At 43.1% G+C, this 17,911-nt stretch carries 16 protein-coding genes; 12 read left to right on the top strand and 4 right to left on the bottom strand.

Annotated features, from left to right (window positions below):
- Window positions 1-17 precede the first annotated feature (17 nt).
- Window positions 18-1,613, top strand: a complete 1,596-nt coding sequence (locus tag NSQ54_17670; protein ID WYP26134.1) for a CTP synthase — start codon at window positions 18-20, stop codon at window positions 1,611-1,613.
- Between the two features lie 72 nt (window positions 1,614-1,685).
- Window positions 1,686-2,636 carry a nuclease-related domain-containing protein gene (locus tag NSQ54_17665; GenBank protein ID WYP26133.1) on the top strand — a complete coding sequence of 317 codons (951 nt, stop codon included), beginning with the start codon at window positions 1,686-1,688 and terminating at the stop codon, window positions 2,634-2,636.
- Between the two features lie 291 nt (window positions 2,637-2,927).
- Here the strand turns inward: NSQ54_17665 and NSQ54_17660 are convergent, their stop codons facing one another.
- From NSQ54_17660 to NSQ54_17650, 3 genes are all read right to left on the bottom strand, one after another.
- Complete coding sequence (locus tag NSQ54_17660) at window positions 2,928-3,806, bottom strand: IS3 family transposase (protein ID WYP26132.1); 879 nt, start codon at window positions 3,804-3,806, stop codon at window positions 2,928-2,930.
- Window positions 3,803-4,081 (bottom strand): transposase, encoded by a 279-nt coding sequence (locus NSQ54_17655; GenBank protein WYP26131.1) that lies wholly within the window; start codon window positions 4,079-4,081, stop codon window positions 3,803-3,805. The genes NSQ54_17660 and NSQ54_17655 overlap by 4 nt, the downstream gene beginning before the upstream one ends.
- A 276-nt stretch (window positions 4,082-4,357) precedes the next feature.
- On the bottom strand, window positions 4,358-4,882 hold the full coding sequence (locus NSQ54_17650; protein ID WYP26130.1) for a DUF2529 family protein: 525 nt from the start codon (window positions 4,880-4,882) through the stop codon (window positions 4,358-4,360).
- Window positions 4,883-5,065: 183 nt separating this feature from the next.
- On the opposite strand from NSQ54_17650, the gene NSQ54_17645 reads away from it, so the two are divergent.
- From NSQ54_17645 to NSQ54_17610, 8 genes are all read left to right on the top strand, one after another.
- A complete protein-coding gene (locus NSQ54_17645) occupies window positions 5,066-5,419 on the top strand; it encodes a response regulator (protein WYP26129.1) in 354 nt (117 codons plus the stop codon).
- A 264-nt stretch (window positions 5,420-5,683) separates the two neighbouring features.
- Entirely contained in the window at window positions 5,684-6,547 is an 864-nt protein-coding gene (fba, locus tag NSQ54_17640; protein ID WYP26128.1) for a class II fructose-1,6-bisphosphate aldolase, read from the top strand.
- Window positions 6,548-6,641: 94 nt separating this feature from the next.
- Window positions 6,642-7,286, top strand: coding sequence for a fructose-6-phosphate aldolase (gene fsa / locus NSQ54_17635; protein WYP26127.1), 645 nt, complete (start codon window positions 6,642-6,644; stop codon window positions 7,284-7,286).
- Between the two features lie 144 nt (window positions 7,287-7,430).
- Window positions 7,431-8,714 carry a UDP-N-acetylglucosamine 1-carboxyvinyltransferase gene (locus NSQ54_17630; protein ID WYP26126.1) on the top strand — a complete coding sequence of 428 codons (1,284 nt, stop codon included), beginning with the start codon at window positions 7,431-7,433 and terminating at the stop codon, window positions 8,712-8,714.
- Window positions 8,715-8,748: 34 nt separating this feature from the next.
- Complete coding sequence (gene glpX, locus NSQ54_17625) at window positions 8,749-9,714, top strand: class II fructose-bisphosphatase (GenBank protein ID WYP26125.1); 966 nt, start codon at window positions 8,749-8,751, stop codon at window positions 9,712-9,714.
- 355 nt (window positions 9,715-10,069) lie between these two features.
- Entirely contained in the window at window positions 10,070-11,356 is a 1,287-nt protein-coding gene (gene rho, locus NSQ54_17620; GenBank protein ID WYP26124.1) for a transcription termination factor Rho, read from the top strand.
- A 101-nt stretch (window positions 11,357-11,457) separates the two neighbouring features.
- On the top strand, window positions 11,458-11,700 hold the full coding sequence (locus tag NSQ54_17615; GenBank protein ID WYP26123.1) for a type B 50S ribosomal protein L31: 243 nt from the start codon (window positions 11,458-11,460) through the stop codon (window positions 11,698-11,700).
- Window positions 11,701-11,832: 132 nt separating this feature from the next.
- Entirely contained in the window at window positions 11,833-12,459 is a 627-nt protein-coding gene (locus tag NSQ54_17610; protein WYP26122.1) for a thymidine kinase, read from the top strand.
- A 270-nt stretch (window positions 12,460-12,729) separates the two neighbouring features.
- Here the strand turns inward: NSQ54_17610 and NSQ54_17605 are convergent, their stop codons facing one another.
- Window positions 12,730-14,046 carry an FAD-dependent oxidoreductase gene (locus NSQ54_17605; protein ID WYP26121.1) on the bottom strand — a complete coding sequence of 439 codons (1,317 nt, stop codon included), beginning with the start codon at window positions 14,044-14,046 and terminating at the stop codon, window positions 12,730-12,732.
- A 149-nt stretch (window positions 14,047-14,195) separates the two neighbouring features.
- On the opposite strand from NSQ54_17605, the gene NSQ54_17600 reads away from it, so the two are divergent.
- Together NSQ54_17600 and ptsG are read left to right on the top strand one after the other, a co-directional pair.
- On the top strand, window positions 14,196-15,026 hold the full coding sequence (locus tag NSQ54_17600; GenBank protein ID WYP26120.1) for a transcription antiterminator: 831 nt from the start codon (window positions 14,196-14,198) through the stop codon (window positions 15,024-15,026).
- A 160-nt stretch (window positions 15,027-15,186) separates the two neighbouring features.
- Window positions 15,187-17,226, top strand: a complete 2,040-nt coding sequence (ptsG, locus tag NSQ54_17595; protein ID WYP26119.1) for a glucose-specific PTS transporter subunit IIBC — start codon at window positions 15,187-15,189, stop codon at window positions 17,224-17,226.
- Window positions 17,227-17,911 lie beyond the last annotated feature (685 nt).

Below are 17,911 nucleotides of genomic sequence, written 5' to 3'. Positions count from 1 at the left end.
AAAAGGAGAGATCAGGCATGGCAACAAAGTATATTTTCGTGACAGGCGGCGTCGTATCATCACTTGGAAAAGGGATCACAGCAGCCTCATTAGGGAGACTCCTGAAAAATAGAGGACTAAGTGTAACGATTCAAAAGTTTGACCCTTACATTAACGTGGACCCGGGAACAATGAGCCCGTACCAGCACGGTGAAGTATTTGTTACAGATGACGGTGCTGAAACGGATTTGGATCTTGGACACTACGAGCGTTTTATTGATATTAACCTAAGCCAAAACAGCAACGTAACAACAGGGAAAATTTACTCGACCGTTCTGAAAAAAGAGCGTCGTGGAGATTACCTTGGTGGAACGGTTCAGGTTATTCCACATATTACAAATGAAATCAAAGAGCGTGTATTCCGCGCTGGAAAAGAAACCAATGCAGATGTAGTCATTACTGAAATTGGTGGAACCGTTGGAGATATCGAGAGCTTACCGTTCCTTGAAGCGATCCGCCAAATCAAGAGTGATGTTGGCCATGAGAATGTGATGTACGTTCACTGTACATTGATTCCTTACCTTGCAGCAGCAGGAGAAATGAAATCAAAACCAACACAACACAGCGTGAAAGAGCTTCGATCTCTAGGCATCCAGCCAAACGTCATTGTTGTTCGTACAGAACGTCCAGTTCCACAAGATATGAAAGAAAAAATTGCCTTGTTCTGTGACATTCGTAAAGAAGCAGTCATCGAAGCAGAAGACGCAGACGTGTTATACCAAGTAACACTGGCTCTTCAAAAACAAAAACTAGATGACATCGTATGTGATCATTTAAAACTAGAAACAAAACAAGCGGATATGACCGAGTGGGAAGAGTTAGTTGAGCGCGTGCGTAATCTGAAGAACACCGTTCGCATCGGCCTAGTTGGAAAATATGTTTCTCTACCAGATGCATACCTATCCGTTGCAGAAGCCTTACGTCACGCTGGTTACGCTTATGACGCAGACATCAAAATCGAATGGATCAATGCAGAAGAAATCACCGATGAAAACGTAGCGGATCGCCTACAAGAAGTAGACGGCGTTATCGTACCAGGTGGATTCGGAGATCGCGGAATCGAAGGAAAAATCACAGCCATCCGTTATGCGCGTGAAAACAAAGTGCCATTCCTCGGCATATGCCTAGGCATGCAGCTTGCATCCGTTGAATACGCACGTAACGTATTAGGTCTTGAAGGGGCCAACTCAGCTGAGTTAAACCCAGACACTCCATACCCAATCATTGACCTATTACCAGAACAAAAAGACGTAGAAGACCTTGGAGGAACCCTGCGTCTTGGCCTTTATGCGTGTAAGCTACAAGACGGAACCGTGGCACGCGACGCATACGGCGAACAAGTCGTATACGAACGCCACCGTCACCGCTACGAATTCAACAACGAATACCGCGCACAAATGGAAGCAGAAGGCTTTATCTTCTCAGGGACAAGCCCAGACGGCCGCCTTGTAGAAATCGTCGAGCTAGCTGACCACCCATACTTTGTCGCATCCCAGTTCCACCCAGAATTCGTCTCAAGACCAACGCGCCCGCAGCCGTTGTTCAGAGACTTTATCAAAGCATCCGTAAAATAAATACAGTAGAGAGCGCAGACTTGGATCTGCGCTCTTTTTTTGTTGGAGGGGTGGGGGAGGTGGGTGTCGAATATGATTGGCAAGGAGGGATCCGCCATCAAACAAGTTAAAGAAAGAAGTATGCCGTCAAAGTTAAAGCAGCTCCGAGCTCTTCATGCCAGACTTATCCCCCATCATACCAGCTACCAAACGGTTTATCATGATCTGACGAAAAGAGAGTTAGGATTTCAGGGAGAACAAACATTGGATTATCATCTTCAGTTTTTAAATGATGATTTTTTCCTTTTTCATGACTTACGAATCAGTGGAATCAATCAAACCTTTTTTCAAATTGATACACTAGTTGTATGCTCTCAATTTATATCAATTGTTGAAGTGAAAAATATTGCTGGCAGCATTCATTTTGAACAAGCCTCAGGCCAAATGATCCGAAAACTACATGATCGAGTGGAGAGCTTACCAAATCCTTTAACTCAAATTCATCGACAACACATTCAACTGCAGCACTTTCTTTTAAATCACCGTTTTCCTTCGATCCCCATAAAGTCGCTCATCGCTTTTTCTAACCCAACAACCATGATGGAAACCGACCATCCCTCAATCATAAGAGCAGAATATCTTCCGAACAAACTTGAAAAAATTCAAAGCCAGTTTCCCGTGAAAAAGCTAAAAACTACAGACATAATCAAATTAACAGACTGCCTCAAAAATGCACACGTTCCAGAACGGATCTTCCCGCTTGAATCCTACTTAATTAAACCTTCAGATCTCCGTAAAGGAGTAGATTGTCCCTCTTGTAACCAACCCAACATGACTCGTTCCAAAAAGAATGGAAGCTGGTACTGTATCCGCTGCAAACACTTTTCCAAACCCGCTCATCTCCAAGCAATCGAGCAATTCTCCAATATATTTGATAAAAAACTTACAAACAAAGAAGCCCGAGCATATCTAAGCATCGAATCGAGACACACAGCCTATCGAATGTTAAAAGAATTTGAAGCTGAATGTGCAAAAAAGAGGTGATAATGCGCGCGCGGAAAAGCGGTTGCGGTGCTCATAAAAGTTTGGGATGCGCGGGGAAGAGGGTGTGGTGCTCAAAAAAGTGTAGGATGCGCAAAAAAGCGTGTGAGGTGCTCAAAAAGTGTAGGAATGCGCAAAAAAGCGTGTGCTGGAGTTCTGTCAAGAAAGTGGACAGTTGAAAATGCGTCTGTCACTCTATAAAGCCTACCGCGCTCCGCTTGCTGGGCATAAGACATTCAACCCTTCCATTTAGGGTTGAATGTCTTATGCTTAATTGGTCCTTTTTTGCGTCATCTATGATAACGATTTTAGATAGTTTTGCTCATATTGATTCGGTGATTGATAGCCTAAAGATGAGTGTTTTCTCTTCGTATTGTACACATTAAAAATATAATGATTGATGACCTTCATAGCTTCCTTTCTTGTTTCAAAACGAACCCGATAGATGAGCTCTTTTTTTATCGTCGCATGGAAAGACTCGATACAGGCATTGTCGTAAGGATCTCCTTTTCTACTCATGCTTATTTTCGCCTGGGCTTTTTCTATGACCTCTAGATAAGCACTTGAACAGTATTGGGAACCTTGATCTGAATGATGGATGAACCCTTTTGGTGGTTGTCTTGTAGAAAGGGCTCGCTTGAGAGCCGTAATGACAAGCTCTTTATCCATTGACGCTGCCATATGAATCCCAACGATCTTGCGGGAAAACAAATCCATAACCGTCGCTATATAAAGCCAACCCTCGACGGTACGGACATACGTTATATCTGTCACCCACTTTGTGTTCGGATGATAGGCTTTAAATTGTCGGTTCATTAGATTTGGAAATACTTTTAAGCCATGATTGGAATCTGTGGTCACTACGTATTTTACTTTTGTTTTGGCACTCAGCTTCAATTCTTTCATGTATCGAGCCACTGTTTTTTGAGAGAGCGTGTAGCCCCATTCGATTAAATCGTGATGTACACGAGGGCTGCCATACGTGCCGAAGCTTTCATGAAAGGACTGACTGATCTTTTGCTTAACGTCAGCTTTTTGTCTTTCTCTTATAGTCTTTTCGTCCCTTTGTTTTCCTCTCCACTTGTAGAACCCACTCGTTGAAACGTTGAGCACCCCACACATCTTCACCACCGAGTGTTCGTCACGATGGGCCTCTATAAACAGAAATTTCACTTGGGGTTTTGCGTGAAGATGTGCATAGCCTTTTTTAAGATCTCTAACTCCTCCTCAAGATCTTCATTCCGTTTTTTTAAGGCTTCAACTTCAGATTGGGTCATCGGCATATCTGAGAGAGAAGTCACGTGTTTCTTTTTATACATTTGAACCCAGCGATTGACTGTGGATACATGAAGTCCAAGGTCATACGCCACATCCGTTCCCTTACGCCCATCTTCCACCACTAATTTAGCGACATACTCCTTATACTCCATTGAATGATGCTTTCCCATATGAACACATCCTTTTTATCGTTACGTCTAGTCTACGAATGCTCATTTTAATGTTTCCACTTTTAAGACTAACTCTAGTGCAGTGCTCAAAAACCCGAAGAATGCGCAAAAATCAGGCACAGTGCTCAAAAACCCGAAGAATGCGCAAAAAACCAGGCTCGGTGCTCAAAAACCCAAGTACGCGCAAAACCTCATTCCAAATGCTCATAAATCGAGCACTTTCCCCTGGCCCCCTACAAAAATACTCTCCGCACCACTAATCTACGAACGAACGTCTCACCCAACCTCCGCCAAAATCTCCCGCACCACAAGCAGAAGCAAAAAGTAAGCATGCAAGCCCAGTAGTGAAGCGGGATACCCGACACGTGTGCCGTCCTCATCAGGCACTAGGCCTTGGTGAAGATTCAAATCGAGGGTGAGATCGCTATATGAGACTAGAGAAGCTTCGTCATTCTCTGTTATGGTAGTAATAGAGAGAAAAGGAATTCCGCGTCTGGCAAGCTTACGGGCAAGCTGCACGGCTTCTTCGTCGTGGGAAAAACGAGTAGCGAGCACCACGCGATCGCGCTCTGTCACAGAATCAATGCCGTACTCGTCAAGAGAGTGAACATTTGGCAGGGCCTCATGTCCATGTACGGCTTCTGCTTCGATGGCTTTCATTTCACCGAAGGCTGCGATGTAGACATGATCGTCTGCTGCGAGAGCCTGGCTTAACAGGCGTGCGGCGTCCTCGATGTCTTCTTCTTTATGTAAAAGAGCTTTAGTGGCTCCTGTTACTTGAGTGTTAAATATACGAAGCATATGGATTCTCCTTTGAATCGATTTTCTTTTGTTTTATTGTAACAAACATCATAATTCTGCGCTTGTATAAACAAATTTCGATTTTTTTTAACAAAATGCAAACAAAAGCAGGATTCCTTATCGAGAACACCGAAAATAGTTCTTTATCTCTAAACATAGTCTAGCGCATAAGGAGGTTGAAAATTGAAAAAATTACTGGTGGTAGACGATCAATACGGTATACGTGTGCTTCTTAATGAGATTTTGCAGAAGGATGGTTATTCCGTTCATCAAGCTGCAAACGGCGTCCAAGCACTAAGTATCGTTCAAGATGAGAACCCGGACCTCATTTTACTCGATATGAAGATCCCTGGTATGGATGGCTTAGAGATTCTCCGAAGAATCAAAGTGACTCATCCTGATATTAAAGTAATTATGATGACTGCATACGGAGAATTAAATTTAATTAACGAAGCGATCGAGCTCGGAGCGGTTAGTTACTTTTCGAAACCATTTGATATTGATGATGTGAGACAGGTCATTCGAGATCATTTGTAAAAGTGAAGGGCTTTCACGCGGTGACTTTCTAAAAAATCATAGAAACTATGGCGTAAAAAACGTGTTTTTGACTCATAATATGCTATAATGGATTCGATCAAAAGAACACAAAATGTAACCAACACGTGATTGGTTCAACTATTATTACATAGTGGACAAGCTCTGTGGATTCCGGTTCACATCTTCACGTATGCAGTAGCACGTGGTTAATTTTGACGCTCTGATGTAAGAAAATCTGCAATATATAGTAGGAGGATCATCATTATGCCTTTAGTTTCAATGACAGACATGCTGAACAAAGCAAAATCAGAAGGTTATGCTGTTGGACAGTTTAACGTAAACAACCTTGAGTTTACTCAAGCGATTCTTCAAGCAGCCAAAGAAGAAAACTCTCCAGTTATTCTTGGTGTATCTGAAGGTGCTGCTCGTTACATGGGTGGTTTCAAAACAATTGTGAAATTGGTTGAAGCACTTATGGAAGAGTATGGAGTAGAAGTTCCTGTAGCGATTCACCTTGACCACGGTTCAAGTCTTGAAAGCTGCGCGCGCGCAATCCGTGCTGGATTCACTTCTGTTATGATTGATGGATCTCATCATCCACTAGAAGAAAACATCGAGCTTACTAAACGTGTTGTTCAAATGGCACACGCTGTAGGAGTATCTGTAGAAGCTGAGCTTGGCCGTATTGGCGGACAAGAAGACGATCTAATCGTTGATGATGCTGAAGCAGCTTACGCAATTCCTGAAGAATGTAAAGAGCTTGTAGAAGCAACAGGCGTTGATTGCTTTGCTCCTGCACTAGGTTCTGTTCATGGTCCTTACAAAGGTGAACCAAACCTTGGTTTTGATCACATGAAAACAATTGATGGTCTTGTAGGTATTCCACTTGTTCTTCACGGTGGTACTGGAATTCCAACAAACGATATTAAAAAAGCAATTGAGTTTGGTCATGCCAAAATCAATGTAAATACAGAAAGCCAAATTTCTTCAGCTAAAGCAGTTCGTGAAACACTTGCTGCTAAGCCGGATGAGTATGATCCACGTAAATATCTTGGACCTGCTAGAGATGCGATCAAAGCAACTGTAGCTGGAAAAATGCAAGAATTTGGTTCTTCAAACAAGGCATAATCATGCACAATGATAAAAGCAGTTCTTTTGGAACTGCTTTTGTCGATTTTTCAAACAATCATGACAATCTACTTTAGAAAGCGATGTGTTCTTAATGAAATTCTTCATTGATACAGCAAATATTAACGAGATTCGTGAAGCAAAAGAGTTAGGCATTCTTTCAGGAGTTACTACAAATCCATCACTTGTGGCAAAAGAAGGCGTGGATTTCCACGATCGATTACGTGAAATCACAGATCTTGTTTCTGAATCTGTAAGCGCTGAAGTCATTGCACTTGACGCTGAAACAATGATTAGTGAAGGAAAAGAGCTGGCTGCTATTGCTCCTAACATTACAGTTAAGGTTCCAATGACACCGGATGGCCTTAAAGCCGTTCACGCTTTTTCTGAGCTAGGAATCAAAACAAATGTAACGCTTGTTTTCTCTGCTGTACAAGCCTTACTTGCAGCACGTGCAGGAGCAACGTATGTATCTCCGTTCCTTGGTAGACTTGATGATATTGGACATGATGGACTTGACCTTATTGATCAAATTGCAGCGATTTTTGAAACGCACAAGCTGCCTACAGAAATCATTGCAGCATCCGTTCGCCATCCTGTTCACGTAACAGAGGCAGCGATCAGAGGTGCTCATATTGCAACAATTCCGCTTAATGTAATCAAACAATTAACTAAACATCCACTGACTGATCAAGGAATTGAGAAGTTCCTTGCTGACTGGGATAATCGTAATAACTAATTCATGACAGATGGCGGACCATTAGCTTATAAGCGAATTTGGTCCGTCCTTCTGCCCAGTTTATGTCATGGTCAGCTTTTATAATAAGGATGAAACTGGCTATACTGGTTAGAAGGACGGAACGAGGAAAGAAGGGAAGCGATCATGGATAAATTAATGATTGAGGGCGGTTACCCTTTAGAAGGAACCGTACAAATTGGTGGAGCAAAAAATAGTGCAGTGGCTTTAATTCCAGCTGCTATATTAGCGGACAGCCCTGTGACCATAGACAATTTACCAAATATTTCAGATGTAGAGCTGCTTTCAGAGCTTTTAAAAGAAATTGGTGGATCAGTTGAGTTAAGTGATCACGAGATGACGATTCATCCTGAAGAAATGTTTTCAATGCCACTTCCAAATGGACGAGTGAAACAATTGCGCGCGTCTTATTATTTGATGGGTGCGATGCTTGGAAAATTTAAAAAAGCGGTGATTGGACTTCCTGGCGGGTGTAACTTGGGTCCGCGACCTATCGATCAGCATATAAAAGGGTTTGAAGCACTTGGCGCTAAAGTGACCAATGAACAAGGTGCCATTTATTTGCGTGCGGATGAACTGAAAGGCGCTCGAATTTACCTGGATGTTGTTAGCGTTGGAGCAACTATTAACATTATGTTAGCCGCTGTTCTAGCTAAAGGACAGACGGTGATTGAAAATGCAGCCAAGGAACCCGAAATTATTGATGTTGCTACACTTCTTACGAATATGGGAGCAAAGATTAAGGGTGCCGGAACCAATGTCATTCGTATTGATGGCGTTGAATCGTTACATGGTTGTCGTCATACGATCATTCCTGATCGAATCGAGGCAGGGACGTATATGATTCTTGCAGCAGCGATTGGTCAAAAAGTGGTTGTTGATAATATCATTCCGTATCACGTAGAGTCGTTGATTGCGAAACTACGAGAAATGGGTGTCACTGTTGAAGAGCGAGATGACCAGGTTTTAATTGAGAATCACAAAGAAAAAACGGGAGTGGACATTAAGACACTTGTCTATCCAGGGTTCCCGACTGATTTGCAGCAGCCGTTTACAACCTTGCTCACGCAAGCAAAAGGAACCAGTATTGTAACCGACACCATTTATAATGCTCGCTTTAAACATATCGACGAAATCCGTCGGATGGGAGCAGATGTAAAGGTAGAAGGCAGATCAGCCATTATTAATGGTGCAACCGAACTTCAGGGAGCAAAGGTGAGAGCGAGCGACCTTAGAGCCGGGGCTGCGTTATTAATAGCAGGACTAATGGCCAACGGAGTAACAGAACTTTCAGGTCTAGAGCATGTAGACCGCGGATATGAGAATCTAGAAGAAAAGCTTGTAGGGTTAGGTGCACGAATCTGGCGTGAACAAATGTCAGAAGAAGAACGTGAACAAGTAAAAAGCTAATAGATGATGTACGTATACGGGGAGGAATCTGGTTATGGAAAGAAGTTTATCAATGGAGCTAGTTCGTGTGACAGAAGCGGCAGCCTTAGCGTCCGGACGTTGGATGGGAAGAGGGAACAAGGAAGAAGCGGATCGTGCAGCAACTGAAGCGATGCGTGATGTGTTCGATACCATTCCAATGAAAGGTACCGTTGTAATTGGTGAAGGGGAAATGGATGAGGCCCCAATGCTTTACATAGGAGAAAAGCTTGGGAACGGCTATGGTCCACGTGTAGATGTTGCAGTTGATCCATTAGAAGGAACAAATATCGTAGCGTATGGTCAGTGGAATGCACTTGCCGTACTTGCGGTGGCTGACAATGGCCAGCTGTTAAACGCTCCAGATATGTATATGGAAAAGATTGCGGTAGGACCAGAGTCTGTTGGGCTTGTTGACATTGATGCACCTGTCATTGATAACCTTCGAGCTGTAGCAAAAGCGAAGAATAAGGACATTGAAGATCTTGTGGTTACGATTTTGAATCGTGAACGCCATACAAAAATGATCCAAGAAATTCGTGAGGCAGGCGCCAGAATTAAACTTCTTTCTGACGGTGATGTGGCGGCGGCTATTAATACTGCATTTGGTGATACAGGTGTGGATATCATGCTTGGATCAGGTGGTGCGCCGGAGGGTGTCATTGCAGCAGCAGGATTAAAATGTCTAGGTGGAGAATTACAAGGTCGCCTACTTCCTCAAAATGACGCAGAAATCGAACGTTGCCATAAGATGGGGATCACAGACATAGATAAAGTCTTTAAAATGGACGATCTAGTAGGTGGAGATGATTGTATCTTTGCGGCAACTGGAGTAACCGATGGAGAACTCTTAAAAGGGGTCCGTTATAAAGGGAAAAATGCCGATACCCAATCCATTGTTATGCGTGCGAAATCCGGTACAATTCGTTTTGTTGAAGGAACGCATAGCATGAAAAAGAAGCCAGATCTCGTTATTCGTTAAACGAGTCGGGTACTAGAACCAGCAGAGCCTCTGTTGGTTCTTTTTGTTTGTTCTCTTCTATTTTTTTATGAGGTATTGAATATTTAGTATGTTTTAGGGTAATATAAGAGAATATACTCGCTATCATACATGAACCGCGAATGGATTTCTCCACGAATTCTCCTATTTAGATTAATGGATGACGTACACAAACTCCCAAATTGACTAAACGTTAAATAATCTCCAACTTTACGTACAAACTTTCTATCAGTAAGTCGTTTTATAGTCTATTTTGTGATGAACTTTTAAGAAATGCATTCAAAAAAGCGCTTTCAAAGAATGAGTGAACGAAAATTATTAGAAACGTGGTGTAAGAATGAGTGTCCACATTGCCGAACTAGAAAAATTAAAATTAAAGGAACTCTATGAACTTGCGAAAGAGTTTAAAGTTTCCTACTATAGTAAACTAACAAAAAGAGAATTAATCTTTTCCATTCTAAAGGGCCAGGCTGAAAAGGACGGCCTTATGTTTATGGAAGGTGTGTTAGATATTGTCCCAAACGAAGGATTTGGATTCCTTCGCCCAATCGCATATAAACCGAGTGTAGAGGATATTTATATTTCTGCTTCGCAAATCCGTCGTTTTGATTTGCGTAAAGGGGATAAGGTATCAGGAAAAGTTCGCCCTCCAAAAGAGAATGAGCGATTCCATGGCTTGCTTCATGTTGAGGCGGTTAACGGAAAAGCACCGGAAACGTCCAAGGACCGTCCGTATTTCCCGGCCTTAACACCGTTATATCCAGAGGTGAAAATTGAGCTTGAGTCTAAACCAGGCCGAGTGTCTTCTCGTATCATTGATATCATTTCACCGATTGGTTTTGGTCAGCGTGGATTGATTGTTGCCCCTCCAAAGGCAGGAAAAACCTCCTTAATGAAGGAAGTAGCCAATAGTATTGCCGATAATCATCCAGATGTAGAGCTGATGGTTCTACTCATTGATGAGCGTCCAGAGGAAGTAACGGATATTGAGCGCTCTGTAAAAGGGGAAGTAATTAGCTCAACATTCGATGAAGTGCCTGAAAACCATATTAAAGTCGCTGAACTTGTACTAGAGCGTGCGATGCGTCTGGTTGAGCATAAAAAAGATGTTGTCATTTTAATGGATAGTATTACACGTCTTGCACGTGCGTATAACCTGCACATTCCACCAAGTGGGCGTACCCTATCAGGGGGGATTGATCCGGCGGCATTCCACCGTCCGAAGCGATTCTTTGGGGCAGCGCGTAATATTGAAGAGGGCGGTAGCTTAACCATTCTAGCAACAGCTCTTATTGAAACCGGATCTCGTATGGATGATGTCATTTACGAGGAATTTAAAGGAACTGGTAACATGGAGCTTCATCTTGATCGTAAGCTTTCTGAACGTCGTATCTTCCCGTCGATTGATATTCGTCGCTCTGGAACACGTAAAGAAGAGTTACTTATTGATAAGTCTCAGCTTGATAAGCTTTGGACAATCCGTAAAACAATGAATGATTCTGCAGAATACGTAGATCAGTTCATTAAACGCGTGAAGAGTACAAAAACAAACGATGAGTTTTTCGAATCTCTTGATCAAGACATGAAGGGTGTACGCAAACGTCCAGTCAGCTCAAAATCATAAGAAAAACGATATTGCATTTGTCTGTCGAAATTGATATAATTCTTGCGTGTGCGAACTAACTCTGTTTCGAAGAGATTCAGGGCAAAAGGAGATGAAAGATTATGAAACAGGATATCCATCCTAATTACCAAAAGGTTGTCTTTTTAGACACAAGTACAGGATTCAAATTTTTGAGTGGTTCTACTAAAGGATCTGCTGAAACAATTGAATGGGAAGATGGTAACACATACCCACTTCTTAAAGTTGAGATCAGCTCTGATTCACACCCGTTCTACACTGGTAAGCAGAAGCTTAACGATGTTGGCGGACGTGTTGACCGTTTCAAAAAGAAATACAACCTATAAGAAATATAGCAGGCAGACATACTTGCCTGCTTTTTTTCTGTCTATACATAGCTTATAACTTTAGGCGAACCCTATACAACGTAGGTAAAGTGCGATATCGTATGGGGAAAGAACAAAGTAAGGTGGGTTCAAATGAACAGTCATAATCAGGAAGGTCGAATCGAAGTGATTTGCGGGGGCATGTTCTCGGGCAAATCTGAAGAGCTGATTCGTCGCGTGCGTCGTGTCGGATTCGGCAAACTAAAAGCGCAGGTCTTTAAACCATTACTTGATAATCGATATAGTGTGGAAGAGGTCGTTTCACATAACGGGAATAAAGTATGGGCCGAGCCAGTTGCAACGGCAATGGATTTACTTCAAGCTGTTGATGAAGATACGGTGGTTGTCGCCATTGATGAAGTTCAATTTTTTGATGTAGCCATTATTGATACGGCAAGTGAACTAGCCGATCGTGGAATTCGCGTGATTTGCGCAGGTCTTGATCTCGACTTTCGTGGTGAACCATTTGGACCGACCATGCAGTTGATGGCTTTGGCTGAGCAAGTAACTAAGCTTCAGGCGGTTTGCGCAAGCTGTGCGGCATCAGCAAGTCGGACGCAACGATTAATTAACGGAGAACCAGCTTCTTATAACGACCCTATCATCTTAGTAGGTGCTTCTGAATCCTATGAGCCTAGATGTCGCCACTGTCATCAAGTACCAGATGAGCCGGCTCAATTTTTTAATAAAGACGAGGAATCGGCTCCTTCGCATTTATAAAGACAAAGAGCCTGAGACAAAACTAAAAATCAATAAGAAAATGGCGAATGATTAGACAGTCTAATCGTTCGCCATTAGTGTTTTTGAGAAAACGAGCGGAAGGAGAACCCGAGACTCCTACGGAACAGAACGCGGTGAAGACACTGTAGCGGCGCTTCTTCCGCGAAAGGGGCTGAGGCCGTTCCCGTGGAAAGCGAGGGATTCTCCTGTAGCGGGTCTGGTGCTATGTTTGTGTTTTAATCATCAACTTAAGGTTATGTCCCGCCTGTTTCACCGTCTTCGCGCTGTTTGTTGAATCGGATCCCAGACGCTGTTATACGGTGGGGCATAGGAAAGGTCGAGGTTCTCGATTTGTTCCATCGTCACCGAGTAATAAAGGGCAGTTGCTAGCACATCCACTCGTTTATCGACACCGGTTTTACCGATGAATTGACCACCGAGTACCTGTTCCGTATCGCGGTGATAGACGAGTAAGCTATGTATCCGCTCGGCATTCGGATGGTAGGCTGCACTAGTTGAGGTTTCTGTTTCAGAGACGGCACATGGAAACTTAAGCTCCTGCGCTTCTCTGGAAGAAAGACCTGTTCGTGCTAACGTTAAGTCAAAAAATTGCATAATCGCTGTCCCAACAACTCCTTGAAACGCACGCGCGTGACCAATCATGTTAAGGCCCGCTAATCGACCCTGTTTATTAGCATGTGTACCTAGCGGAAGAAAATCATCAATTTTCTTTAATCTGTGATATTGAGTGGCACAATCGCCGGCGGCATAAATGTCGGGTACATTTGATTCCAGGTAGGCATTAACCTTGATTGCTCCCTGTGGTGAGAAATGGATGCCTGTTCCCTCTAAGAAGTCTGTATTTGGTGTGACACCAACAGCCACAATCACAAGATCTGTTTGAAGAGTCTGCTCCGAGGTCTTTACAGTCTGAACATTTCCATCTGAATCTCCAGAAAATCCTGTGATCGTTGCTCCTAATATAAGCTCTACGCCGTGCTTCGTGGCTTCCTCTTGAATAAGAGAGGACATACTCTTTTCAAAGTCAGCGCCTAATCGCTCCGAACGATTAATGATCGTCACCTTCTTACCGAGCAACGCCATGTTTTCAGCGACCTCAAGCCCGATATAACCGCCACCAACAATCGTCACGTGATTCACATCTTCTCCTAGGTTATTCATAATCTCGAGCGCATCAGGAATCGTTTTTAGCGTATGGATCCGTCCAAGATTCATTCCATCCCAGTCAGGTACAACAGGTCTGGCGCCGGTTGCAATCAATAGTTTGTCGTAGGAAACCTCAAATCCATCGCCACGTACCGTCTTTTGCTCTGGATCAACACCTGTCACCTTGTGATTCACCCGCGCATCAATTCCATGTTTTTCGCGGAAGGTCTCAACATTACGTGCCACGAGCTGATCAGCTTCTTCAACCACTCCACTAAGTAAATACGGCAAGCCACACTGTGCATACGAATAATACGTTCCACTCTCTAGAACCGTCACTTTTGCATCCTCATCATTTCGTACAATTTGCATCGCCGCACTCATTCCAGCAGCATCCCCGCCTATAATCACATAATTCATTCGGTCACCTCCATTTTTCATTATAAGTCTATCTCAAAGGATTCCCTAACCATATATGGATCAAACAAAGGAACAACAGGATTGACGAACGCTGTCTCGTTTCGTATGATGAGAACAGTCTTTTTAGGATTAGAGGGGGCTTTTGCGTCATGCTCATTGTCAAGAAAGTACTTAATAATAATGTGTTGGTTGCGAGCCACCCTGACTATGATGAAGTCGTCCTCATCGGAAAAGGCCTAGGCTTCGGAAAAGCATCTGGAGATGAAGTCGGCAGAGAACAAGCGGAGAAGTTCTTTGTTTTAAAAGAAGAATCCGAACAAAAACAGTATCAGCAATTAATCCACTATATAGATGAAGGCTTTTTAGCATTAATGAACGATGTGATTGAGTTAATTGAAGAAAAGCTTTCAACAACCCTTTTTGAACATATACATGTTGCTTTAACTGATCACTTATTTTATGCGATAAAACGTATTAAACAAGGACAAGCGATCGTCAATCCATTTTTAAAAGAAACAGAGCTTGCCTATCCGAAGGAATTTAAAGTGGCAACTGACATTCGAGAGTTTGTGTACGACAAGCTAGATGTGCTCCTGCCGGATAGTGAGATTGGATTCATTGCGCTTCACATCCATAGTGGAATTACAAATCGTAGCCTTCAAGATGTGAATGCCCATACGCGACTTATTTCCCAGCTTGTGGATATTATTGAACAGCGTTTACAGATTAAAGTGGATCGAACGGAGATCAACTATTTACGATTGGTTCGTCATCTGCATTTTGCGATCGAGCGAATTGAAGAAGAAAAATATCTTGATCCAATGGAAGCGCTTAAAGAAGTATTGCAAAAAGAATATCCAGTGTGCTATAATTTGTCATGGAATCTCATAAAAGTCATGCAACAATCTCTCAAGAAACAAATTCCTGAGGGAGAAGCGGTGTATTTGACGCTTCACTTGCAACGTCTAACTCAAAATTAATACCTATCGTTTTCTTAAACGTGTGACTGGTGATGCAGGCATGAGAGAAAGAAAACGTTCGAATGATCTACAGGAGGAGTCTATCCTTTTTTGGTCACGAGCGTTCTTTCCCTCATGCTTTTTTATGTTGATTTTACAAACTTATTAGGAGGAACTAAACATGTTTAAACAAGCCTTTGGCGTGTTACAACGTATGGGTCGTGCATTAATGCTTCCGGTTGCGTTACTACCTGCAGCTGGTATCTTACTTGCTTTTGGTGATGCAATGCAGAACCCAGACATCCTGAGTACATTACCGTTCTTAGGAAATGACGTCTTCTCAATGATTTCAACCTTAATGCTTGAAACAGGAGATATCGTCTTTGCAAATCTACCGTTACTCTTTGCGGTTGGGGTAGCCATCGGGCTCTCTAACGGAGACGGGGTAGCAGGACTTGCCGCTATTATTGGATTTTTAATTATTAACGTAACAATGGGAACCATGGGAGGCATCACACCAGAAATGGTTGGCGCTGATCCAGCGTATGCGAGCGTACTCGGGATCCCGACATTATCAACAGGCGTGTTCGGTGGGGTTATCGCCGGATTACTCGCATCCTTTACCTTTAATAAATACTATAATATCAGCTTGCCTCAGTACCTAGGCTTCTTTGCTGGTAAACGTTTTGTACCAATTGCAACAGCATTTTTCGCGATTTTCATGGGGGTTATTCTTCACTTTATCTGGCCTTTCATTCAAACAGGACTTAACTCATTCTCATACTTCATGACAGAAGCAAGCCCAGCGCTTAGCGTCTACATTTTTGGTGTGATTGAGCGTGCACTTATTCCATTCGGATTGCACCATATCTTCTACTCACCATTCTGGTTTGAGTTTGGAACGTATGTGAACGCAGCCGGTGAAATGGTTAAAGGGGACCAAGCAATGTTCTTCGCACAGATTCGTGATGGCGTAGAACCAACAGCAGGAACGTTCATGGTAGGTAAATTCCCATTCATGATGTTCGGTCTACCAGCAGCAGCACTTGCTATCTATCACTGTGCAAAACCTAAACACAAAAAAGTTGTTGCCGGTCTTATGGGATCAGCAGCCCTTACAGCATTCTTAACAGGTATCACAGAACCACTTGAGTTCTCATTCTTGTTTGTAGCACCGATTCTTTTTGTGATTCACACATTGATTGCCGGTCTATCATTCTTACTCATGTATCTATTAGACGTGAAAATTGGTATGAGCTTCTCAGGTGGAGTTATCGACTTCCTTCTTTACGGAGTCCTACCAAACCGTACTGACTGGTGGTGGGTCATCATCGTAGGGCTTGGATTCTCAGTACTCTACTACGTATTATTCCGTTTCGCGATTCTGAAGTTTAACCTAATGACTCCAGGACGTGAGGAAGACGAAGAAGGCGCGGGAGTTGAAACAGCTTCAGCACCAGTAGGCGACCTACCTTATGAAGTACTTAAAGCACTAGGTAACAAAGAGAACATTGCAAACCTTGACGCATGTATCACACGTCTACGCGTATCTGTAAAAGACGTTGATCAAGTTCAAAAAGATCGTCTGAAAAAACTTGGAGCATCTGGTGTCATGCAAGTCGGCCAAAACATCCAAGCCATCTTCGGACCAAAATCCGATCAACTAAAAGGACAAATCAACGACATCATCTCAGGCAAGACACCAACGCCAATTGAAGAAGTCGAAACCGTTGTCGAAGCAGGACCAACAACCGAAGGAGAATTCACATTCAACCTTCCAATCACAGGAGAAATCCTACCGATCACAGACGTACCGGACAACGTATTTGCCGGAAAAATGATGGGAGACGGATTCGCCATCAAACCAACAGAAGGAATTGTCCGCTCACCAATTGCAGGGACAATCGTGAACTTCTTCCCGACCAAGCACGCCCTTGGACTCGTAGACGAATCAGGCAAAGAAATCCTGATCCACGTTGGAATTGATACCGTCCACCTAAAAGGAGAAGGCTTCGAAGCACTAGTCGAACAAGGAGACAAAGTCACACAAGGCCAAGAACTACTGCGCTTTGACACTGACATCATCTCTGAAAAAGCCGCATCCATCATCACACCAATCGTCTTCACAAACCTAGCCGAAGATGAATTCATCCAGCTCCTAAAGTCTGGAGAAGTCAAAGCAGGTACAGAGAACGTATTAGCAATTAAAAAAGCAGAATAAAAGTTGAGGAAAAGCCAGAGCGGGATGCTCTGGCTTTTTTGTGTGGGGGAGGGGGAGAGGAGGAGCACCAAGAACAAACCCTACCCAATCAAGGAGAAATCAATTTTAATCAAGAAGGGAAGAGTGTTAGCAAGAAAAACAGGTCGTCCACCAAGCCTGGAGCATGTTCCACCAAGAAAAAGGTGCTGATAGCAAGACGGAAGAGGACAATACCAAGCCCGAGCCCTCCATACCAAGAACAACCCCACTCACACTAAGAAGAATGAGAGAGTAAGTAAGGAGAAGCGGAGCTCAATCAAGAACATTGGCGTTAGTAAGAAGGTTCGGAGGAATATCAAGAACAAAGATCCTTGTAGTAAGAAAAATAGAGAAATTACAGCGCCAACGTGGGAGTGTGGAGAAATACCAAGAACAAACCGCACCCAACCAAGGAGAAATCAATTTTAATTAAGAACCGAAGAGCGTTAGCAAGAAAAACAGACCATCCACCAAGCCCGGAGCATGTTCCACCAAGAAACAGGTGCTGATAGCAAGAAGAAAGAGGACAATACCAAGCCCGAGCCCTCCATACCAAGAACACCCCCTCTTATACCAAGAAGAATGAGAGAGTAAGTAAGGAGAAACGGAGCTCAATCAAGAACAACAACGCTAGCAAAGACGAAAGCTCAAACCATTCCTCCCTAAC

Source organism: Alkalihalobacillus sp. FSL W8-0930 (assembly GCA_037965595.1).
Classification (GTDB): Bacteria; Bacillota; Bacilli; order Bacillales; family Bacillaceae_D; genus Alkalicoccobacillus.
This window is presented reverse-complemented; position numbering and strand designations above follow the sequence as displayed.